Consider the following 23,190-nt stretch of genomic DNA (forward strand, 5'->3'; position numbering starts at 1 on the left):
AGTCTGTGAACGTTAAGAAAATTCTACTGTTTGAGCGCGAGACAATTGTTGAACAGGAAAACTAACATCAAATTCGCGCGAGTTTTAGAATTTTTAGAGAACAGATTTTATTTTTAGCGGAGAGTTCCAGGTCTTGAACTTTTGGTTCTTTTGCTTCAAGGTAAAAGAACAAATTTTAAACTAAATTATTCTTTAGATGTGTTTTAAACTTCGATTTGAAATTTTAGGAATTTTCTTGTTGAGCTCAGTATTTATCTCTGCTCAAAAACCTTTATATAAAGACCCCCAACAACCCATTGAAGCCAGAGTTCAGGATCTGTTGAAGAGAATGACCCCGGAGGAAAAATTCTGGCAGTGTTTTATGATTCCCGGAGATCTGGATAACGTTCCGAAAGGACAATATTCTCATGGAATTTTTGGTTTGCAGGTAAGCGCAGGAAATCAGGGAGGCGGAGCAGCAGGACAACTGCTGCAATACAATGCCAGTGAAAAAGCAGAGATACTTGTGAAAAAGATTAATGCCATTCAGAAATATTTTGTGGAAGAATCACGATTGGGAATTCCAATCATCCCTTTTGATGAAGCTTTACACGGTTTGGTTAGGGAAGGTGCTACGGCTTTTCCTCAGGCTATTGGTCTGGCTGCTACTTTTAATCCGGAATTAATGACCAGGGTTTCAACAGCCATTGCAAAAGAATCAAAACTCAGAGGAATCCGTCAGATCCTGACTCCTGTAGTCAACCTTGCCAATGATGTACGATGGGGAAGAACAGAAGAAACCTATGGTGAAGATCCGTTTTTGACCTCCGTAATGGGAGTCAGCTTTGTTACTTCGTTTGAAAATAGGGGAATTATTACCACCCCTAAACACTTTTTAGCCAATGTAGGAGAAGGAGGAAGAGATTCATACCCGATTCATTGGAGCAGAAGATATCTTGAAGAAACCCATTTAATACCTTTTCACAATGCTTTTACCCAAGGAAAAAGCCGTTCAGTGATGACTTCCTATAATTTGCTTGATGGAAGACCGTCAACTGCAAACCATTGGCTGTTAACGGAAAAATTGAAAAAAAACTGGGATTTCAAAGGCTTTGTTATCAGTGATGCGAGTGCGGTTGGTGGAGCAAATGTGCTGCATTTTACAGCAAAAGATTATGATGATGCGTCTGCACAGGCAATCAATGCAGGTCTTGATGTGATTTTCCAGACAGAATATAAACATTATCAGCTCTTTATTCCACCGTTTTTGGATGGGAGAATTTCAAAAGAAAGAATAGATGATGCCGTATCAAGAGTATTGAGAGCCAAATTTGAACTTGGATTATTTGAAAACCCTTATGTTTCTGCTAAGGAAATTGGTGAATTAAAAAAACTTAATCACAAACCTTTGGCAGAAAAAGCAGCGGCAGAGTCTTTTGTTTTGCTTCAGAACAATAACCAAACGCTTCCTGTTCCCGCGAATGTTAAAAAGATTCTGGTGGTAGGAACAGATGCTGTGGATGCAAGATTAGGAGGTTACTCAGGGCCTGGAAACAAAAAAGTAAATATCCTGGATGGTCTTAAAAATTATGTGAAAAATACAGACACTGAAGTTATATATTCAAAAGGAATTGATTGGAATGTAAAGGACTTTACTACTATTTCAAGTGAATATTTATCCTCCGAAAACAAAAAAGGATTAAAAGGAAACTATTTTTCCAATACAGATTTAAAAGGCAATCCCGCTTTCGGAAGAGTGGATGAACAACTCAATTTTAAATGGACTTTATATTCTCCTGATCCGGAAAAACTGCAGTCTGACAATTATAGTATTCGATGGACGGGAAAACTGGAAGCTCCCCATTCCGGAAAATATAAAATAGGTTTGCGTGGTAATGATGGCTTCAGATTATACCTGAATGGAAATTTAGTGATTGATCAGTGGGAAAAGCTGAGCTATTCTACCAAAACAGTGGATGTAGATTTTGTACAAGGGAGAAAATATGATATTAAGATCGAATTTCATGAAAATCGTGGCGAAGCCAATCTGGAATTGATCTGGAACTATGATTTGTATGATTATCAAAAAGATTTTAAAGAAGCTTTAGATCTTGCCTCAAAAGCAGACTATATTCTTGTTACGGCCGGAATTCATGAAGGAGAATTTCAGGACAGATCATCACTAAGTTTGCCTGGAAATCAGGAAGCGTTTATTCATGAGGTTTCAAAACTGAAGAAACCTGTAACTGTTGTTCTCATAGGAGGTTCTGCCATAAAAACAACATCCTGGAAAGACAAAGTAGGAGCAATCCTGGATATTTGGTATCCGGGAGAAGAAGGCGGAAATGCTGTGGCAAAAACACTTTTCGGGGCAGAGAATCCATCAGGTAAGCTGCCTGTTACTTTTCCGGTTCAGGAAGGTCAGCTGCCTTTAACTTATAATCATCACCCAACAGGAAGAGGAAATGATTATCATGATCTGAGTGGAGAACCCTTATATCCGTTTGGCTTCGGGCTCAGTTATACCTCTTTTGAAATTTCTGAGCTGCAATTGGATAAAACCCAGTATTCAGAAAATGAAACCATTGTGGCTAAAGTCAAGGTGAAAAATACAGGTTCAAAAACAGGAAGTGAAGTCGTTCAGTTGTATATAAAAGATGTATTGGCGTCAGTTTCAAGACCAATTATTGAGCTCAAAGGATTTCAGAAAATCGAATTACAACCCGGAGAATCAAAAACAGTCACCATAGAAGTTCCGGTAAAACAATTGCAGTTTTTAAATGAAAATATGGAATGGATTGTAGAAAAAGGAACGTACAGAATTATGATCGGTAATTCCTCCACGAGTCTTCCTTTAAAACAAAATATCGAGATTTTATAGAAATTAAAAAAGAGCAGATTTTTCTGCTCTTTTTACGTATATGGTTTTGAATATATTTAGTATTTTCTCGCCAATAGGACGTTCAAGAGGAATGTTCCTGCCCAGTTACTGTTATTGGTAGTGACGCCATTGGTGCCAATAAAGTCTACACGGGCAACAGATACAGTAAGCCTGGTTTTACCGCCAGTACCATTATTGGCCAGACTTACAAAAGAGGCTGTAAACACATCCGGGAAACTTGAGTTGTTTCCTGCAGTAAGAATAGGATACATATTGGTAACATTGAAAGGAGTACCCTGATATTCATAAACAAGGGTCATTCTGCTGGCATTGGAGTAGGAAGCAGTCTGGGCTCTGTCCACAGAGGTTTTGCTCACAATCCACCACCTGTCTGTTGCAGCACCTGAATCGTAACCTGCATTAGCATGAGCGGTCCAGTCAGCAAGGGCCGCTGTTCCAAGTGCATGAGGAGGAATGAAAAGCTGTGTACCATAAATCTCAACATTACTTGGTTTGGGAAGCACTGTAAAAGATAAATCCCAGGTTCCTCCGGAAGTATTGCTGTTGTTTACAACTTCAGCATACGCTCCTGTAGGAATTACAAATGAAGCAACCGGGGTATTGTCAATTCTCAAAGTATTTCCACTCGAAGCCTGCAACGTGATAGCATTGGGAGAAATGTTTTTAATCTTATAAATTCTTCCTGTAAAACTGGTGGTCCCTGTTCCTATAACGGGAAGAGTAAAGGTGGCATCCGCCGTTCCGTTATAGGTAATATAATGGTCAGTAGACAGAATATTGTACGTTGTAGCAGTAATCTGAGTATAACCAGCCCTTAAAGAACCGTTCACAGCAAGTGTACTGTTAGGTGTTGTTGTATTAATACCTACTTGTGCAGTTAGGGGAACGACTGCAAATAAAAAGATCGAAATGTATTTTTTCATATTGTATAAATTTGGATTTAAACAAAAATATAAAAAAATAACTAAAAGTCACCGAATGATGAATATTTTAAACCAAATCGCTTTCTGGTGAGAAGGGTTGTTTTTTTAAGGATTAAATCAATCGGCAGGGAACCTCCAGATCTTCGGTAAGATAATAGCTGGAACAGAGCCGGTGGTAGCCATCTGCAATGATCAGTTCATTTTGCCCTCTAACCAGTAATAATGGGGAAAGCTTTTTATTTTTTTCCACCTTTTTAAGGTTTTCTTTCACATGGATATTCGTCTCCGGCAGAAGGGTGAGTTTACTGGCTCTTAAAATGTCTTTCGACTTCTTTATAATTGTAGGAGCTGCCTTTAATTGTTCGACCATTTTTTTTGCTTCCTCAGATTGGAAAAGGAGTTCAAGATAATCCTGAGCAGCAGGAAAATCATGATCTTCAGGCTCTTTCAGCCAGATATTGTCTTTGGTCATATGATTTTTTTTCACTGATGTCTTCATAAGTGCTTATTTAAAAGATGAATAAATGTATGAAAAATAGATCACCACTCCATAAACAACTATCCATGTATTTTGCATTTTGCTTTTTGAAAAAATATTGGTACGATATATGCAAGATTTATCATGAACCGGAATGAATTTCATTAAATGATATTGAATTAATTGAAACCATTCAAAAATATGAACATTATGAAAAAGTTATTAATTTCAACAGTATTGTTATTAGGTTTGTCCATGAATGTTTCAGCACAGAAACATCCACCTACACCACCGCATCCTTCAAAAAGTGAGCTGGTAAATATTAAAATGCAGGAGCTTACCAAAAAATACAATCTTGAGAAAAAGCTTATCCTTAATCATCCTCTTGCTACCAAACAGATGAAGAGGGATCAGATGAAAGCCTTAAATCAAAGATATGCAACTGAAAAACGATTACTTAGAGAGGCAAAATAGTACAGTATTTTTGCAATTAATAAAATGGGGAAAACCTTTTTTTATACTTTAAGTTTTAATAAGTTTTCAACGGAATATGAAATTTATTGAAAGAGAATACGTTTGTGTTCTCTTTCTTTATTTAAAATGGAATAAAATGCCTTTGTTGATGCATTTTAAGATCAGTTTGAAGAATCATAAAACATCCAATATTTTTCCTTAAATTCGCATAAAAATTTTTAAAGTAATGAATTACGATATTATTGTCATTGGAAGTGGTCCTGGTGGATATGTTACTGCAATCAGAGCAGCGCAATTAGGTTTCAAAACCGCAATTATCGAGAAAGAAAATTTAGGAGGAATCTGCCTTAACTGGGGATGTATTCCAACTAAAGCTTTATTGAAATCTGCTCAGGTTTTTCATTATATCAACCATGCTGAAGATTATGGTCTGAATAAAGTGGAGGCAAGCTTTGAATTCCCGAATGTGATTCAGAGAAGCCGTGGTGTTGCCAGCAAAATGAGCAAAGGAATCGAATTCTTGATGAAAAAGAATAAGATCGACGTAATTCTTGGTACTGCAAAAGTACAGAAAGGTAAAAAAGTTTCTGTTACCGATAAAGAAGGAAAAGTAACCGAATATACAGGTACTCACATTATTATCGCTACAGGAGCCCGTTCAAGAGAATTACCGAACTTACCGCAGGATGGTAAAAAAGTAATTGGATACAGACAGGCATTATCTCTTCCTGAGCAGCCGAAATCTATGATCGTTGTAGGTTCCGGAGCTATCGGGGTAGAATTTGCTGATTTCTATAACACAATGGGAACTAAAGTAACTGTTGTTGAGTTCATGCCAAACATTGTGCCTGTAGAAGACGAAGAAATCTCTAAACACTTAGAGAAATCTCTTAAAAAGACAGGAATTGAGATCATGACAAACGCTTCTGTAGAAAGTGTTGATACAAGCGGAGAAGGAGTAAAAGCTACTGTGAAAACAGCAAACGGAAACATTACCCTTGAAGCTGATATCTTATTATCTGCTGTAGGTATTGCTGCTAATATCGAGAACATCGGATTGGAAGAAGTAGGAATCCAGACAGACAAAGGAAGAGTATTGGTAAACGAATGGTACGAAACGTCAGTACCTGGTTACTATGCGATCGGTGATATCATCCCGACTCAGGCATTGGCACACGTTGCTTCTGCAGAAGGAATCACTTGTGTTGAAAAGATCAAAGGAATGCACGTTGAGAAAATCGACTATGGCAATATCCCTGGATGTACTTACTGCCACCCTGAAGTAGCATCTGTAGGTCTTACTGAAAAACAGGCTAAAGAAAAAGGATACGAAATCAAAGTTGGTAAATTCCCTCTTTCTGCAAGTGGTAAAGCTACTGCAAACGGAAATACGGATGGATTTATCAAAGTGATTTTTGATGCTAAATATGGTGAGTGGTTAGGATGCCACATGATCGGTGAAGGAGTAACTGATATGGTTGCTGAAGCTGTTGTAGCCAGAAAACTAGAGACTACAGGTCACGAGATCATCAAGTCTATCCACCCGCACCCAACAGTTTCTGAAGCTATTATGGAAGCTGCTGCTGCTGCTTATGGTGAAGTGATTCACATCTAATCTGAAATACAGAAAAATATATCATAAAAGCCTGGAGAAATCCAGGCTTTTTTTGTTGATGCTGCAAAGAAATAGAGGTAAAGTAAACCTAACAGGTTTCAAAAACCTGTTAGGTTTGATACTAATACATCTTTATTAAGTAATAACCACATCGAAGAATAGAGGTATTTCTATTTTTAGATTAAATTTTTGACCCATTATTATAGATTTTATTAAAATAATTTTAAAATCAACATATTTATAAAAATTAACTTAATTATATCAGGCTGTTTTCTTACATTTATTCAATGAATTTTGAGAGAGTAGGACTTGTTTTATCAGGAGGCGGTACCAAAGGAATCGCTCATGCAGGAGTATTAAAATTCTTACAGGAAAAAAATATTGAAGTAGATATCCTTTCCTGCTGCAGTGCAGGTTCTATTGTAGGATGCCTTCATGCAATAGGAAAAACCCCTGAGGAAATCCTGGAATTTTTCAATTCCGTCTATTTTTTCAACTGGAAACACTTTACATTCAATCAGCCGGGTTTGGTTTCTTCAGTAATCTTCAGAAACTATCTGAAACCTATTTTCCATGAAATGAAATTGGGAGATCTTGATATCGAGGTGAAAATTGTAGCTACAGAACTTGTTGCGGGAAGCCAGAAGATTTTTGATAAAGACTTTGAGATTGTTGATGCCATTATTGCTTCATGCTCTATTCCCGGAATAACGACACCTTACATCATTGGTGATGAAATGTATTGTGATGGAGGAGTATTGAATAACTTCCCGGCAGATATCATCAGGGAAGACTGTGATAAGCTGATTGGCGTATTTGTATCCCCGCCCAACGAAGCAAAGATCAAGGATCTGAATTCCATTAAGGCTATCGTTTCCCGTTCTTACGACCTTCTGTCCTACAGGATCGAAAAAATAAAATTTGATTACTGTGACTGGTTTATTTCGTCCCAAAAATTATCTTCCTACGGAACTTTTGAACGCAGGAAAGACAGATTGGAAGAGATTTTCAATATCGGTTACAAAGCCGCCAAAGAAAGCTACGAAGAAAGTACCTTTTTCACAGAATTAAGACAATCCGGAACATAAAAAAATCCTGTATCAATTGAATACAGGATTTTATTTTATAAAAGCGGAAAAACGGTTTTGAGTTCTTAAAGAGAAGATAACAACTTCCAGCTTCTCACCTCCATCTTCCAGCTTAATTCTTCACTACATATCCGTCCTGGCGAACAATTTCACGGTCATTCGCATCATTTACAACCAATGTATAAGGTGCTTTTTTCGGAGAATCCGTAAGGTAATTTCTCCAGATCTGATAGCTGTGTCCCTCATTATTGAAGTTGATGTAATAGTTACCTCCTGTACCATCAGGAATCAGTTCACCATCACTGATGATCATGCTTGGTTTTGCCGTAATCTTTGTGTTGGCATTCCACGACTGGTAAAGGTACTTGCCATTCGGTTGTTTGTCGATTCTGATCTTGAACTTTTTGGTTTTGATAATAACAGTCTTCGGTACCTGCTGAAGGGGAGAAGAAGTAATAAAACCGTCTGTTTTAGGAGCCGGAACTTCTTTGGCATAAACGAAAGAAAACTGAGCTAAGCAGAAAGCTCCTAATAAAATATGCTTTATCATATTGAGTGGTTATTGGTTAACATTTTAGATTCTATCAAATATAAAGCCATTTTTAATTTAGAATATAAATATATAGTGCTGAAAATTAGATTTTTACAACTGCCGGACGCGTGTTTTTAGAAAATAATAATACTGATTTTCAATTTGTTATTGTTGTATTGGTGAAATATTGTCAGTTTCTAAAACAACTGATTACTTTTCTTATGTACATTTGTACCATCAAAGGATCTCGTTCCTTTATTATCAAAATGAAACTAATTAACTTTAAGTTTTTTCTATTAAAAGTATCAGAAATCATCTTCACGATTTTTAATACATCTCCTCCTGTAATTTCTTAATTTTTTCAAAAGAATTATCACATAATTCGTACTCTGTTTTTTCGTATTCTGAAGAATCAGAGCGCAATCCCTGTTTTAAAATTTAATTAAAAAACAAAACAAACTATGGAATTAGATTTTCATGGCTGGATGATTCCGGCCGTAATGGCGCTTTTGTGCGTACTTTTTTACAAATTCATCTTAAGAATTTTCTTTGGATTGATCATTGTTCCTCAGGACAAAATTGGTTTGGTGACCAAAAAATTTGTATTGGTAGGAAAACAGGAACTTCCGGAAGGTAGAATTATTGCCACCAACGGAGAAGCAGGTTTTCAGGCTCAGACATTGGCTCCGGGAGTGTATTTTGGAAAATGGATCTGGCAGTATTCTATCGATTTTCAACCATTTACAGTGATTCCGACCGGTAAAATAGGGCTACTGCTGGCAAAGGATGGGATTGAACTGGAAACAGGAAGGATTCTAGCCAGAAAAGTAGACTGTGATTCTTTTCAGGATGCTGAAGCGTTTTTAAAAAACGGTGGAAGAAAAGGCCGCCAGACTGCAATTATTGCACCGGGATCTTACAGGATCAATACCCTGCTGTTTGAAATAGAATTAACGGAGATGACTCAAATTCCTGACAATGCAGTCGGAATTATCACAACAATGGAAGGAAGTCCTTTGGAAGAAAGTCAGATTGCCGGTAAAATTATCAATGATCATAATAAGTTCCAGGATGTAGATACTTTTTTAAATAACGGAGGATATAAAGGCCTTCAGGAGCAGGTTATCCTGGCTGGTTCGTATTTTCTGAATCCCTGGTTTACAAAAGTGGAAATGGTAAAAATGACGGAAATTCCGATTGGCCATGTTGGGGTAATCATCAGCTATGTAGGTGAAGAAGGAAAAGACCTCAGCGGAGTTGATTTTAAACATGGAAATATCGTTGAGAAAGGTCATAAAGGCGTTTGGGCAGAACCTATTGGCCCTGGAAAATATCCTATTAATCCTTATATTATGAAGGTTGAGCTTGTTCCTACTACCAACTTGGTATTGAACTGGGCGTATGAAAGAAGCGAATCTCACCAACTCGATAAAAATCTTTCAACGATTACCGTACGAAGTAAAGACGGTTTCCCTTTCAATCTTGATGTTTCCCAGATCATTCATATTCCAACTTATGAAGCTCCAAAAGTAATTGCCCGTTTCGGGAATATGATCAATCTTGTGAGCCAGGTTTTAGAGCCAACGATTGGGAATTATTTCAGAAACTCAGCTCAGGACAGTGATGTGATTGCTTTTTTAGGAACCCGAAAAGAAAGACAGCAATCTGCAAAAGACCACATCAGCAGTGTCTTGGAACAATATAATGTCAACGCTGTCGATACTTTGATAGGAGCTATTGTTCCACCAGAAAGTTTAATGAAAACTCTGACAGACAGAAAACTGGCGGAAGAGCAGAAGATTACTTATGAAACCGAAATGCTGGCTCAGGAAACCCGTCAGGCACTGGAAAAAGAAACGGCTGTTGCGGATATGCAGAAAGAAATTGTAAAAGCAGATCAAGGGGTTGTGATAGCGGAAAGAATTGCAGATGCATCGGTGAAAAAAGCAACCGGAGATGCGAATTCTGTAAGACTACAAGCAAATGCAGAAGGAGACCGATTGAAACTGCTGGCAACCGGAGAAGCAGAGAAAACAAGACTTCTCGCAAAAGCCGAAGCAGAAAAAATAGAGTTGCTGGCTAAGGCAAGTGCTGAGCAGATTTCATTGACGGGTAATGCGGAAGCAGAAAAAATTCTGGCCATCGGTAAATCTAATGCAGAATCTTACAAACTGTCTGTAGAAGCAATGGGCGGTAATAATTTCACTCAATTAAAAATCATGGAAAATATTGCGAGTCAGAATGTAAGAATAATGCCTGAAGTATTAATCGGAGGAAGCGGAGATTCTGCGAATGGAGGAATCAGTGGACTTTTAGGACTTCAGCTCTTGGAACAGGTTCAGAAGAAAGGTATTGATACCGTTGCTGCTACTGGAGAAAAACCAGATAACAATTCTTAACCCAATTGACAAATAACGTAAACTTAATTCAAATTTAGAATTTTTAAAATGATTTATATCGTTCAGCTCATTATAGCACTACTGATTATTAGTTTTTTTGTTTTCTCCATTATTGAAATCTATTGTGAAATGGCGAAAAAAAGTTCAAAGGCATTTTTTGGTATGCTTGTTAGCTTGATTTTATTTTTTTTAATGATTACAGTACGCAATCATTGGGTTAAAAATGAACTTGTAGAAAATATAGAAACTTCAAAAATAGAACAGAGTAATTCATCTTTTTCAAAAAAAGAATTGTCCAATATTCATATTGTAAGTGAGAAAATGAGAGTTGCTGATAAGGATATTTATATTGTGCTTATGCCTCAAAAAGATACGCTTTATATGAATCAGGATTTGAATAATAAAAATAAATTCTGGATCCACTACAAAAAATATGAGATTTTGAAAATTACAGCACCTGTAGGATACATCATTAAAAATTAAAAAATCGCCCGAAAATATTTTCGGGCGATTTCATATTCTTTATGCTGTATAACTTGCAAAAGCATCTTCCAGGCTTTCAAATTTACCTTTAAACTCATCAATAGGGCAGTCCTGAAGAATATTTCCTTTATGGATCAGAATGACTCTTGAGCAAAGCGCTTCCACTTCCTGCATGATGTGGGTAGAAAGTAAAACCGTCTTTTGCTGTCCGATTTCTTTTACTACATTACGGATTTCAATGATTTGATTAGGATCCAGACCGTTGGTAGGTTCATCCAGAATCAGTAAATCCGGCTGATGAATAATGGCCTGCGCAAGCCCTACACGTTGTTTGTATCCTTTAGACAGCTGTCCGATTTTTTTAGATTTTTCGGGAGTAATTCCTACCAGTTCGATCACTTCATCTACTCTGGATTCAGAAATCTTGTGGATGTTGGCCACAAACTGAAGGTATTCTTTCACATACATCTCCAGATAAAGCGGATTATTTTCCGGAAGAAAACCGATTTTCTTTTTGCTTTCGATCTCATGATCTGAGATATTCATTCCATTAAAAATAATTTCTCCCTGATCAATTTTCAGTGCACCGACAATAGATTTCATCAGGGTAGATTTTCCGGCACCGTTTGGACCAAGAAGACCAATGATTTCATTTTTATCAATAGAAATGTTGATGTTGTCAAGAGCAGTCTGTTCACCAAATTTTTTGGTTAAATTGATTATCTGAAGTGGCATAAGTTGTACGATCTTTCTGCAAAAATAAAATAAAAAAACTCATCCGATAGAATGAGTTCGCAATATTTATAAAATATAATTATTTTCTTGATTTTTTCTTGGCTCCTCCAGATGCAGGAGCTGCAGTGGATGCTGTATTGGTAGCTCCTTTTACTGCCGCAGGATTTATGCTGGAAGGTTTGTCATACATCGCGTACTTTCCATTGGTTCTTCCAAAAATTTTATCCACCTGTTTTTGAGTTAAAAACTGTGATTTTCCAATGTATTTCCGGTTTTTATTGATCACCTGGATAAACTGCATGGTTTGCTGCCCGTAGTTTTTTTCATAATGAAGCTCTATGATATCATTAGGCAGTTCCAATACAACATTTTCTTCCGGAGTGGAAATAAAACCATCCATAATCAGTTTATATAATCCTGCCACATCACCATTAAGATTCTGGAATGAAAAAGAGCGGATTGTATTCAGGTTGCTGGTGTTCAGATCCTGGTAGTTAACTGTAAATTTATCTTCCTTTTTATAGAGACCAACGGAATTATCTTTACCAATTTCCACCAAACTTTCATTTTTCAACACTTTGATCTGTGAGAAAACTGAAATACCGAACATACATGTAATAAGTAGAATTATTTTTCTCATGGAATGAATTTTAATGTTTTATAACTTGGTGCACATAAATTTACTTATAAAAAAGCTAAAAAGCAATTTTAATTCGTTAAAGCAAAAGTAACACTTTTTTTTAATATTTATTAGTAAGCTTCTTGTGATGCTATGGATTTCATGGTTTATATAAGGGGTTGTTAATCATTGCTTTGATCCTGCTTTCTAAACGGGCTGGCATTTTTGTGTAGATCAGTTTTATAATTTCAGATATCGTGTAAGGTGTTGAAAAACAGATTGAAAATTACGCAGGTGTGATAAAATTAAAAATTTATTAAAAATAAATGTTAAAAATGGGCTTTGGTGAATTAAGATAAAAAAATTATAACAGTTTGTTTTTGGAAAGAGCGGCTATAAAGAGATCGAACTCGTGTTTATAACTCCTTCCAACAGGAATCTGATATTTGTTGATAACCAATTCATTATTATTAAAAGCGGTAACAAAAGAACTATTAATGATAAATGATCTGTGGATTCTGATGAAACCTCTATCAGAAAGAATGATCTCTAACTCTGTGATTTTACTTTTTGCAGTGAAGCTTTCGTAGGTAAGTACCACTTTGATATCATTTCCCTGGCTTTCAAAATATACGATTTCCGAAAGAGAAATCTTGCGTTGCATTCCCTCCGTTTTGATGATGATGAAATCCTCTGTATTGCCGGCAGTGCTTCTTAATATACGTTCTACGGCTTTGAAAAAGCGCTCAAAGGTAATGGGCTTCAGAAGATAATCTACCGCTTCCAATTCAAAGCCTTCAACCGCAAAATCCCGGTAGGCTGTGGTGAAAATTGTTTTGGGTTTTTGTGGCAGCGATTTCAGAAAATCAATTCCATTGAGATGGGGCATCTGAATATCCAGAAACATGAGGTCGACCGATTGTTTTTGCAGTATTTTATAAGCCTCTATCGCGTTTTGGGCTTTCCCGGTAAGCCTGAGATCGTCAATTTTTGAGATATGATTTTCCAGTAATGATGCAGCTAAAGGTTCGTCATCTACAATAATACAGTTAATCATAATGGGAAGGTGTTGTTATTTCTACTTTAAAAATATTGTTTTCTTTTGAGATCCGAAAGGTGAAATTTTCCTGATAATGATATTGAAGCTGCTTTTGTATGTTCTGGAGTCCAATTCCTTTTTCATGATTTGTGGGGTGATCTGAAAAGGTATTTTCAATGGTAAAAACAGAATGCTGCTGATTCGTTTTGATCTCAATTTTTATTTCTGTGGTCTCCGAACTTTTTCCGGCACCGTGCTTAAAAGCATTTTCTACCAGAGTAAGATACAGCAGTGGCGGAATGGTATTGGGAGAAGGGATGGTAATATATTTTTGAATTTTTAACCTTTCCTCATGATATCTGAGGCTTTCCAAAGCAATATATTGATCTATAATATCCAGTTCATCAGAAACCTGCACCCATTTCTTCTGACCTTTGTATAAAATATAATCCAGAATATCAGACAGCTGGCTGATGGATTGGGAGGTTTTATCGGAATGGCTGATGGACAGCGAATAAATATTATTCAAAGTATTAAAGAGAAAATGGGGGTTGAGCTGAGATTTGAGAGATTGAAGTTCCAGCTCGGTCTTTTCCTTCTGCAGTTTGATCGTACGTTCTTTTTCATCCTTATACCGTATGATAAACATAATTGAGATGAAGATAAAGGCAGCGCTGATAATCGGAAAAGTATAATGAAGCAGCAGGTAAGGAATATCTGTGAAAATTTCAAAAGGAGTGTCTTTCATCTCATTGATGAATAGAGGTTCTGCAACATAAACGATAAAAAAACGGTTGATGACAGAAATAATATAAAGGCTAAGGAGAATAGACAGTATTAATTCAATATACTTTTTTTGATCAAAAAAATGACGAATCAGAACAAAATAAATAAAATTGGCTCCCGCAATCTGGAAAATCCAGTGGCAGAAATTATAAATAATCAACTCATGGGAAGCCTCACCATCATACTCTCCATACATTCTTACCGTTCCGAATAAAAATAAAGCCGTCCAGAAGAGCAGCTGGAAGTATAGATTTTGTCTGATCTGAATTTCTGACGGAGTTTTCATCATCTTCAAAAATATAAAATCTTAAACAACCTCAGGAAAATGTTGTACCAATGACATTAAAATAATGACATACAACATTATTCACGATTTAAACTGCATATTTTGTCTTTGATCATGAATAGACTGCTGTTCGGATATTACTTCGGAAATCAGTCCTGAATTCATCCACATTTGCATAAAAAAATAATGAAGGAATATTCAGAAAGGTTTTACGGATTGGATCATCTCAGAGCAATTGCCATTTTATTGGTGCTCATGTATCATTACCGGGCATTCAAACATCCTGACTGGATAGACAGTGTCGGAAGGTTTGGCTGGACAGGAGTAGATCTGTTCTTTGTTTTAAGTGGTTTTCTGATCTCGGGACAGTTGTTCAGAGAAATAAAGAATAAAGGAAATATCAATCTGAAAGTATTTTATATAAAACGGTTTTTCAGGATTTTTCCAGCTTACTTTTTTACGCTTTTCCTCTATTTTACATTTCCTTTTTTCAGAGAACGCGAAGCTTTATCTCCGTTATGGAAATTTGTTACTTTTACCCAAAACTACGGGCTGGATGTTATTAACCGGGGAACATTTTCTCATGCCTGGTCATTGTGTATTGAAGAGCAGTTTTACCTCATTCTTCCTTTATTCCTTTTGATAGTAATGCCAACAAAACTGGTCAGATATCTGGCGGTTCTGATGATGGCTGTTATCGGACTTTCTATTGTATTCAGGTTGATGGAATGGAATGAATATATATCAGGGCTGGATACAGCTTCCACTGATTTTTGGAAACTATGGTATATGAAAATATATTACCCCACTCATACAAGGCTGGATGGGTTGGGGATAGGTGTTTTGATCGGCTACTTGATGCAGTATTCAGCACAATTCAAAAAAATAGTGAATCACAATGGTAACAGACTTTTCTTTTTGGGAATTGTACTGTTGGGAATATCTTTCTGGATATGTAATGAGCAGGCTTCAAAAACAGCTTCTATATTTGGGTTTACGTTGGTAGCTGTAAGTTTTGGAGTAATTCTGATGGCTGCAGTTTCTTCATCATTTTTCCTGTATCGGACAAAATCTTATCTCACTGCTCAGCTGGCAGCTTTATCTTATGCTGTTTACCTTTCACATAAGGGAATTATTCATCTCGTGCAGGAAGGTCTGGATTATTTCAACCTTGAAACATCAGATAACATAAGTCTTATGGTTTGTCTTTTTGCCTGTATACTTGGAGGCTTATTCTACAGATTGGTGATAGAAAAACCTTTCTCTATTGTTAAAACAAGAATTTTAAAAAGAATTGTAAGATCTCTACCATCTTCAGGATAGATTTTGAAAAAATGAAAAAGTATTATCCTTGCTAAAAATCTTTGATTTTTTTGCGCCTTAAAAAAATATAATATTAAAAAAACTTGCGCCTTTGCGTTTTCCAAAAAAACATAAATATAAAAGGTTTAATTAGAGAACGCAAAGGCGCAAAATGTTATTAATAAAGTGGTTATAAGACGCAAAGATTTTATCTGCGATAAAATTGCATGCTGTGTATTTTGAAATCTTTGACAGATCCTTTATAAAACAAATTTTTGACTTACTTAGAAGTTATTGCTTTCAGAACGGCATTTTTTATGGCAGCTTCTTTGAAACTCCAGTATTCACGGTTTTCCGGCATCTGATTTTCGAGAATGATCAATGTTGTATCTGTGGAAGGAAAGTAAGTGTTAAGGCAGGTGAAGCCATCTCCAAGACCCGTCACCGCATAATAATCCAGCCCTGCTTCTTTGATGAACCTTATATTATACCCGAATCCCATGCTTTCTTTTCCAAATACATCATGCTGAGAACGGGTAGAAGGGGTCATCATCTGTTTCTGAAATTTTGCGGAGAGAAGCTTACCTTTAAATAATGCCTCATCCCAACTGGCAAGATCCTGTACCGTAGAAATAATTCCTGCAGCAGGAGCGATATCCTCATTCAGAAAGGACTCTTTTACTTTTTCAAACTTATTGTTTTCATTCATATAACCTGAAACCAGAGATTGATTATTCTTGGTATTGTAAACAAAAGTATGATCCATTCTTAGTTTTTTGAAAAGAGAATTGGCCAATTCAGTGAAACTTTTCCCGGTTGTATTTTTAAGGATGTCACCAAGCATCATATAAGAAAGATTACCATATTTAAACTGGGTGCCCGCTTTGAACGCTGCAGGTTTTTCCGGATTGCTAATTCCGTGAGTATGGTTCAGGAGATGATGGATTGTTACTGTATCTGCCCAGGTCTGGGTAAGCCCGGGGAGATATTTTTTGATAGGAGTATGAAGATCCAGTTTTCCCTGTTCGGCAGCCTGCAAAATTAAAATGGCAGTAATCTGTTTGGAATTTGACATGATTTCAAACTGATCCTCCGTTTTCAAGGGTATTTTCTTTTCGAAATCTTTATAACCATTAGATTTAAGATACTGTATTTTCCCTTTTTGAGCTACCAAAACAACTCCGTTGAACTGTATCGGGTTGGAAGCGGTGATAATGCTGTCGATTTTGTGCTCATAACTGTCCTTTTTCTGAGCTGCTGCGGTAACAGATAATACGGCGAAAAAAACACTCGTGAAGAATAATTTTATAATGGTCATTATTTATTTGTATTACTGAAAAAATAAGAAATATACAGGATGTTAAAATGTTTCCAAATATATGTATTTCCTCTTTTGCTTTTAATTCAAATATTTTAATAATTTAGTTTCCATGAAAATTAAAACTATTAGCCTTACTGTTATTTTTTTCACTATTATTTCCTGTAAAAAAGATAAAGAATATCCTAAATATGTTGAATTGGAATCGGGAAATGGAAGCTATTCTCTTCATATAAAGGATGGAAATTTCGAATTTTTAAAAACAGAACTTATAAGTTATGATCAAATCGTAACAGCACCTTTTTCAGAAGGTAAATATAAGATATCAGGTGATGAATTGATTTTGAATAGTGATAAAGGAAAAAAGTATATTTTCAAAATCGGGAATGACTATGAACTGCTCCCTGAAAAAATAGATTCCCTGAAAGACCTGAAAGGATTATATCCTGTTCAGATTCTTCATAACAATAAAATGCCGAAAGAAATGGGGCGTCTGGATTCTTTAGGAAGAAAAAATGCGTTGTGGCTTTACTTTAATGAAAAAGGAAAGGTCATTAACCAGAGGTTGTATAAAAATGGTGAGCTGGTGAAAGATCATTACAAGTCTGATATTGTTATAAAATAAAAAATCTGCTGATTTCTTTTATCTCTCGCAGATTTTGCAAATTAAGCAGATCTTTACGTAAAACTTGTTAAAATCACGAAAAAATTTTAAACATTCTCTTGCTAAAAATCTTTGTTTTTTTTGCGTCTTAAAATTATACTCAAAATTTAGAAAAAGTTTGCGTCTTTGCGATTTTCCAAAAACAAGCAAGAGATGATCTATCATAAACGCAAAGTTTAATAAAGCTAAAAATACAGTAAGCGAGCAACGTAAGCGACTTTGTCGCTAATGAAGTTGAATCGTAATGCGTTTGCTTGGAAAGAATCAATTTATTGATTCCAACTTTGCTTCCTTAAAAATTATGAAAGCATCAAAGAAACTTTGCGTTAAAAAGTATCTCGCAGACTCTGGAAATTTCACCCAATTTTAAAATCGGCGTGAGATTATTAAAGTTTAGATTCCTTGTTATGCCCGAAATGACAAATATGACGTAAAAAGGCACCACTTACAAGTAAATGGCGCCTCGTCACTGAATATATTTGAATGTAAAATTGTTTCTGTTTATCTATTCATTCTGTTTGATTTGTGGGTTATTATTAATCTCTTTATTAGGAATCTGGAATCTGAATTTATCCGGGGTCAGGTTGAATCTTCCAAAAGTGTGATTCGTTCCTGTGTATACTCTTTCTAAAGGAGTATTGAGCCTTTTCATATCAAACCAGGCGTAACCTTCACCCCAAAGTTCTATTCTCTTTTGCAGGATAATTTCATTAATCAGCTCACTGCCTGATTTCGTAGACAATGTATAAGCCTGATCTCTTTTTGAGGTAATGTCAAATAATACCTGTCTGGCTTCAGCTTCCCGTCCTTGTCTGGCAAGGGCTTCAGCCTGAATATAATACAGAGAAGAAGCTCTGATGTAAATATAATCTCCTTCAAAAAGCGTAGGATCTTTAAATTTCCAGCTTACATAAGGCGGATAGTTTTTCGTTTTCCCATTAAAAGTATACGTTGCATTCTGGCTTCCATTGAATACTTTTTTACGGTAATCCGATGCCGGAATGGCTTCATAAAGACGCTTGTCTATCAGCTTACGGATCTGTGCTGCTCCTGCATATCCTTCATTGGTATTATCAAACATGGAGAAGAAAGAAGCATAATAATTTCCGATACTCATCGTGGAAATCGTATTATGAAAGCCCCATATTACCTCAGGATTATTGATGTTGGAAAATCCGGTATTGGTATAATCGTCCTCGGTCATCAGGGCAATTCCCTGCTTACTTTCCTCAGCGTATTTAGCTGCTTTGATATAATCTGCTGTTTCCAGAAATACTTCGGCTGCAATAGCCTTGGCAGTTCTTTGGTCTATCTGGGCTCTGGAAGGGCGGGCATACGTATCCAAAAGCGAAACAGATTCCTCTATATCTTTTTTGATTTGCGTATACACCTCAGCAACCGTTGATCTCGGAAGTCCCTGACTTGGATTAGCTGCGGTAAGTACCAATGGAAGTCCGGGCTCAGACTGATGTCCGTTATAATCATTGGCATAAAAACGAACCAGATAGAAGTAGGAATAAGCTCTTAAAGCGAGCAACTGTCCCGCAATCGCTCTGTTTTTTGCATTGGCATTTTTATCCAGACCATCAAGCAGTTTGTTGATCACAAATATTCTTGCGTAAAAAGTGGTCCATACAATCTCAGAAGCAATATTACTGGCATTGGTAGCTTCGTAATTATAAAACATTCCTAAATGCTGGTTAGTAGACTGGATTACATCGTTTGACATCAGGTCAGCACCTGCTTTGATTCCCATGATTCCGAAATCTGAGTGAACGGTGGTACCGCCTGCACCATTGCTTCGAAGATCAAGATAGATTCCACCCAGAATTTTTTCCGGACTGTTGGCATCGTTATTGAGCTGCTCTCCGGAAATATCTCCTTCCGGTAACGTATTGAGATCATTAGCACAGCTGGTAGCCAGAAAACTTAGGGTTGCAGCTGTTATCAAGTATTTTATTGTATTCATTCCTGTTCTTTTAAAAATTAAGTTTGAAGCCTAAAGAGACACTGGACAAAAGAGAATAACGGTAGGCATCAGAAACTCCCGTCAGTGAAGCCCTTGGATCGTATCCTTTTCTCTTAGACCATAGATACAGGTTGTTTCCTGTTACATAAATTTTCAGTCCTGATAATCCTGCCTGTTGGGCAAAACCTTCGGGAAGCTGATAGGAGAGGGTTACATCCTGAAGACTGATATAATCCGATTTAATCAGATAAAGTGTTGAGTTTCCATTCTGGTTCGTCGCCGTAAGATCTACTCTTGGTAAGGCAGCTGTTGGATTTTCCGGAGTCCAGGTTTTATCCAGATCCGTAGAATAGTTAGAACCATAGGTATCAGAATGGAATAAGCTTCTGTAAATATCATCATAGCCATAGCCTCCGAACTGGTAAGCAAAATTCACTGCAAGATTGAATCTTTTATAACTGAAATCTGTCCCAAATCCACCATATACCTTTGGAATAGCAGACTTTCCGGTGTTATAATCGGTGGCTTCCTTATAATTATTGGTCACTGTTCTTTCTTCCTTTTGAGTAGCAGGATTAATGGTTGTACGATACCATAAAGCATCACCATTCTCAGGATTTACGCCTGCAAATTCTTTGAGGAAATACGTGTAACGGTCTCCACCTTCCGTCAGGATAAATAAACCTGAAACAAGTCCTGTGTTTCTCTGCTCAGCCGGTAATCGGGTAATCTTATTTTTGTAATGAGTGGCATTCGCATAAAAGCTCCACTGAAACTCGTCACCGCGAAGGATATCCACACTGATATTAGCCTGAACACCTCTGTTCGTCATATCTCCGATATTTCCATACTTCACATAGGAGCCTGCATTGGAGGGAGGAAGAGGAAGCGTGTAGATCATATCCGAAACTTTCCTTTCAAAATAATCAGCATTCAGATTGATTCTGTTTTTTAAAAGTGAAATTTCAAAACCGGCATTCAGGTTTTTGGAGGTTTCCCATTTCAAATCTTTATTTCCTTGTTTTTTAAGAGATAGAACAGGTTTGTCGTCCCCGAAGTTGTTGATTCCGTAGATATCCTGATAAGCATAATAATCTCTGCTGGAACCCCCTAAAAGAATGTTGTCATTTCCCTGTTGGCCGTAAGAAGCTTTTAATTTTAAAGAATTAATCACACTGTTGTCCTTAAGGAAATCTTCTTTTGCGATATTCCATGCCAGTCCCAGTCCATAGAAATTTCCCCATCTGCTCTCCGGAGAAAATACAGAAGAACCGTCTCTACGGATATTGGCATTGAAGAAATATTTTCCATCATAGTTATAGAGTAACCTCGTGAAATACCCTTCTACCGCATATTCATAGCCGCTTCCTGATAAACCGGTAATTTTCACGGCATTATCAAAAGCTTGTGAGTCAGGTAATAAAAGCTGCTGTTTTGATCCTGAAAAGCCATCATCTTTTATCTTATTCAGTTCATGTCCTACAAGGAGGTTGAAGCTGTGATTTCCCAGTTTTTTCTGGTAGGTAAGCAATTGCTGGTGGTTCAGTGTATATTTAAAGTTTGAACTTTGTGAAATAGTTCCTCCCACAGAAGACGAAGTTCCTCCTTCCGTATTTCCAAACTGAAGATTTCTTGTATTTTCAAGATAAGCACCAAAATTATAGGTAAAATCCAGCCCTTTGATGATTTCATAATTTAACCCAAGATTCAGATTGGTCACATTACTTACGATTTGTGATTTATTCTTCTGAAGGTTTCCTACAGGATTTTCAAACACCGCATAAGATCTTGTCGCTCCGTTAGGTCCCTGGCCGTCTCCGTAATCATATAAAGCATTTCCATAACTGTCATAAAGCCTCTGGTAATTATTATCTCTTAGAAAAACAGGATAGAAAGGAGCAATGTTTCGGGCAAACTGGAAAGGGTTGGAGAAACCTCCGGTCTCACCGAAATCCTGCTTGCTGTACGTGTAGGATAAAGCACTTGTTAATTTCAGCTTTGAAGTGATAGCGTAATCTACATTAGATCTGATCCCGAATCTTTCAAAACCTGATGAAATCAAATATCCCTTGTCATCAAGATAGTTAAGGGAAGTGTAAGATTTTACCTGATCCCCGTTGGCATTGATTCCTACCGTAGCCTCTCTTCGTAAAGCAGGTCTGAAAAGCAGTTTCTTCCAATCGTCCTGATACAGTAATTTTGCATCCGGATTAAAAGAACCATCCTTTGATATCAATTGATTAAACGGAACATTATACACATTGTACCCAAGTTTGGTTAATGCTGAAAGTCCCACATCATGAGGAGAAGGGCCCGAAGGAACTGCTCCCGGTTGTTTTAGTCTTGCAATTTCGCCAATTCTGGCTCTGTTATAATAGGCGGTATAATAATCCTGAGGAGAAGTATAAACCGAATAATCTTCAATAGATCTGAAATTAACCCCTGTTTTTACATCAGCCTCAATACTTACACCTTTACTTTTTCCTCTTTTGGTATTCACAATAATAACACCATTGGCTCCTCTGGAACCATACAGAGCATTCGAAGAGGCATCTTCCAGAAAAGAAATACTTTCAATATCGGATGCCGCAATGCTGTTCAGGTTTCCGCTGTACGGAATACCATCTAGTACAATTAACGGGTCGCTGGATGCGTTGATAGAGCCTATTCCTCTCATTCTGATGGTAGGCTGTGAACCCGGCTGTCCAGATGAAATCACCTGTACTCCGGCCACTTTCCCTCCAATTCCCTGAAGAATATTTCCATTTTGAAGATTAGAAAGATCTTTAGCCTTCAGCGACTGTACAGATCCTGTAATCTCTTCTTTTTTCTGCTTTCCAAAGGCAACTACCACTACTTCTTTGATGGAGGTTTCCTTGGAAAGACTGTCTTTGCTCTGTGCAAAACCATATTCCGCGAACAGCAGTAAGGCCAATACACCAAGCTTGCATTGTTTCTTTTTCATTATATTAATCTAGGTTTAAAACTGAATTGTGTATTACTGCTGATCTCTCCTTACAAATAATAGTTTCCCGCCTCCTTTTTCAGGGAGGATATCAAAAATGGAAGATTTAAATTTACAGGAGATGTACCCGGATGAAAGAAGCCTCGAATTTGTTGGCTTTAATTCCTACAGTAATGAATGGATCTCTTAAAAAGTTAGCACATCATCATCATGCCCATCATATCAAAGCACATGTCTTGAGAAATACATTGGTGCTGTGAAATGGCAGACATTCCACAACAATTTTGCTGTGCAGAAGCTGCCACCGTAATGGTGCATAGGTAAGAATTAAAGGTATTCTTATTCATGAGAATAAAGTTTATGATTTTTTTAACTGGGTCAAAATTATTTAATAAATGACAAACCCTTACAAAAAGGGAATATGAGATAAATCATATTAGTCCACTAAATTAGTGGGTTAATAGTTGAAATTTAGATTTTAATAAATTAATAAATTGATTATCAATTCATTGTATGAAGTGTTGCAAATGTTAAAAAATAATAAAAAAGTTAATTTTCAAGTGTGAATTAAAATTAAAATAAGAAGTCTATTTATTTTGTAGACTTTTTATTTATTTTATAGCTGTATTCCATG

The 23,190-nt window shown here is 36.7% G+C and carries 18 protein-coding genes; 8 read left to right on the forward strand and 10 right to left on the reverse strand.

Annotated elements, in window-relative coordinates; all coding sequences use genetic code 11:
• Positions 1–196 precede the first annotated feature (196 nt).
• A complete protein-coding gene (locus DDF69_RS16675) occupies positions 197–2,860 on the forward strand; it encodes a glycoside hydrolase family 3 N-terminal domain-containing protein (RefSeq protein WP_114821767.1) in 2,664 nt (887 codons plus the stop codon).
• 56 nt (positions 2,861–2,916) lie between these two features.
• Here the strand turns inward: DDF69_RS16675 and DDF69_RS16680 are convergent, their stop codons facing one another.
• Both DDF69_RS16680 and DDF69_RS16685 read right to left on the reverse strand, forming a co-directional pair.
• A complete protein-coding gene (locus DDF69_RS16680; protein WP_114821768.1) occupies positions 2,917–3,804 on the reverse strand; it encodes a hypothetical protein in 888 nt (295 codons plus the stop codon).
• Positions 3,805–3,916: 112 nt separating this feature from the next.
• Complete coding sequence (locus DDF69_RS16685; RefSeq protein WP_114821769.1) at positions 3,917–4,303, reverse strand: hypothetical protein; 387 nt, start codon at positions 4,301–4,303, stop codon at positions 3,917–3,919.
• 189 nt (positions 4,304–4,492) lie between these two features.
• Between DDF69_RS16685 and DDF69_RS16690 the strand changes: the two genes are divergently transcribed.
• From DDF69_RS16690 to DDF69_RS16700, 3 genes are all read left to right on the forward strand, one after another.
• Positions 4,493–4,756, forward strand: coding sequence for a hypothetical protein (locus DDF69_RS16690; RefSeq protein ID WP_228412023.1), 264 nt, complete (start codon positions 4,493–4,495; stop codon positions 4,754–4,756).
• Between the two features lie 226 nt (positions 4,757–4,982).
• Positions 4,983–6,371 (forward strand): dihydrolipoyl dehydrogenase, encoded by a 1,389-nt coding sequence (gene lpdA / locus DDF69_RS16695; RefSeq protein ID WP_047378183.1) that lies wholly within the window; start codon positions 4,983–4,985, stop codon positions 6,369–6,371.
• Between the two features lie 287 nt (positions 6,372–6,658).
• The gene (locus DDF69_RS16700) at positions 6,659–7,459 is read left to right on the forward strand and encodes a patatin-like phospholipase family protein (RefSeq protein WP_114821771.1); all 801 of its coding nucleotides are present in this window, start codon (positions 6,659–6,661) and stop codon (positions 7,457–7,459) included.
• A 112-nt stretch (positions 7,460–7,571) separates the two neighbouring features.
• Here the strand turns inward: DDF69_RS16700 and DDF69_RS16705 are convergent, their stop codons facing one another.
• Positions 7,572–8,009 carry a hypothetical protein gene (locus DDF69_RS16705; protein WP_114821772.1) on the reverse strand — a complete coding sequence of 146 codons (438 nt, stop codon included), beginning with the start codon at positions 8,007–8,009 and terminating at the stop codon, positions 7,572–7,574.
• A gap of 443 nt (positions 8,010–8,452) precedes the next feature.
• On the opposite strand from DDF69_RS16705, the gene DDF69_RS16710 reads away from it, so the two are divergent.
• The gene (locus DDF69_RS16710) at positions 8,453–10,390 is read left to right on the forward strand and encodes an SPFH domain-containing protein (protein ID WP_114821773.1); all 1,938 of its coding nucleotides are present in this window, start codon (positions 8,453–8,455) and stop codon (positions 10,388–10,390) included.
• A 129-nt stretch (positions 10,391–10,519) separates the two neighbouring features.
• The gene (locus tag DDF69_RS16715) at positions 10,520–10,873 is read left to right on the forward strand and encodes a hypothetical protein (protein ID WP_162800954.1); all 354 of its coding nucleotides are present in this window, start codon (positions 10,520–10,522) and stop codon (positions 10,871–10,873) included.
• Positions 10,874–10,912: 39 nt separating this feature from the next.
• On the opposite strand, the gene DDF69_RS16720 is transcribed toward DDF69_RS16715, so the two are convergent.
• The 4 genes from DDF69_RS16720 to DDF69_RS16735 form a co-directional block, all read right to left on the reverse strand.
• Positions 10,913–11,608, reverse strand: coding sequence for an ABC transporter ATP-binding protein (locus tag DDF69_RS16720; protein WP_114821775.1), 696 nt, complete (start codon positions 11,606–11,608; stop codon positions 10,913–10,915).
• Positions 11,609–11,687: 79 nt separating this feature from the next.
• Entirely contained in the window at positions 11,688–12,248 is a 561-nt protein-coding gene (locus tag DDF69_RS16725; protein ID WP_114821776.1) for a hypothetical protein, read from the reverse strand.
• 343 nt (positions 12,249–12,591) lie between these two features.
• Complete coding sequence (locus tag DDF69_RS16730; RefSeq protein WP_114821777.1) at positions 12,592–13,284, reverse strand: LytR/AlgR family response regulator transcription factor; 693 nt, start codon at positions 13,282–13,284, stop codon at positions 12,592–12,594.
• Positions 13,277–14,341: a sensor histidine kinase gene (locus DDF69_RS16735; RefSeq protein ID WP_114821778.1), complete on the reverse strand. Its 1,065-nt coding sequence runs from the start codon at positions 14,339–14,341 to the stop codon at positions 13,277–13,279. The genes DDF69_RS16730 and DDF69_RS16735 overlap by 8 nt, the downstream gene beginning before the upstream one ends.
• 183 nt (positions 14,342–14,524) lie before the next feature.
• Between DDF69_RS16735 and DDF69_RS16740 the strand changes: the two genes are divergently transcribed.
• Complete coding sequence (locus DDF69_RS16740; RefSeq protein ID WP_114821779.1) at positions 14,525–15,661, forward strand: acyltransferase family protein; 1,137 nt, start codon at positions 14,525–14,527, stop codon at positions 15,659–15,661.
• Positions 15,662–15,920: 259 nt separating this feature from the next.
• On the opposite strand, the gene DDF69_RS16745 is transcribed toward DDF69_RS16740, so the two are convergent.
• Complete coding sequence (locus tag DDF69_RS16745; protein ID WP_114821780.1) at positions 15,921–16,958, reverse strand: serine hydrolase domain-containing protein; 1,038 nt, start codon at positions 16,956–16,958, stop codon at positions 15,921–15,923.
• Positions 16,959–17,070: 112 nt separating this feature from the next.
• Between DDF69_RS16745 and DDF69_RS16750 the strand changes: the two genes are divergently transcribed.
• Positions 17,071–17,583, forward strand: coding sequence for a hypothetical protein (locus tag DDF69_RS16750; RefSeq protein WP_114821781.1), 513 nt, complete (start codon positions 17,071–17,073; stop codon positions 17,581–17,583).
• A gap of 544 nt (positions 17,584–18,127) precedes the next feature.
• Here DDF69_RS16750 and DDF69_RS16755 read toward each other — a convergent pair.
• Entirely contained in the window at positions 18,128–19,591 is a 1,464-nt protein-coding gene (locus DDF69_RS16755; RefSeq protein WP_114821782.1) for a RagB/SusD family nutrient uptake outer membrane protein, read from the reverse strand.
• A gap of 10 nt (positions 19,592–19,601) precedes the next feature.
• Positions 19,602–22,556 (reverse strand): SusC/RagA family TonB-linked outer membrane protein, encoded by a 2,955-nt coding sequence (locus DDF69_RS16760; RefSeq protein WP_114821783.1) that lies wholly within the window; start codon positions 22,554–22,556, stop codon positions 19,602–19,604.
• Positions 22,557–23,190: the final 634 nt, after the last annotated feature.

This window comes from Chryseobacterium sp. KLBC 52 (assembly GCF_003347605.1).
In the GTDB taxonomy this organism is placed as follows: Bacteria; Bacteroidota; Bacteroidia; order Flavobacteriales; family Weeksellaceae; genus Chryseobacterium.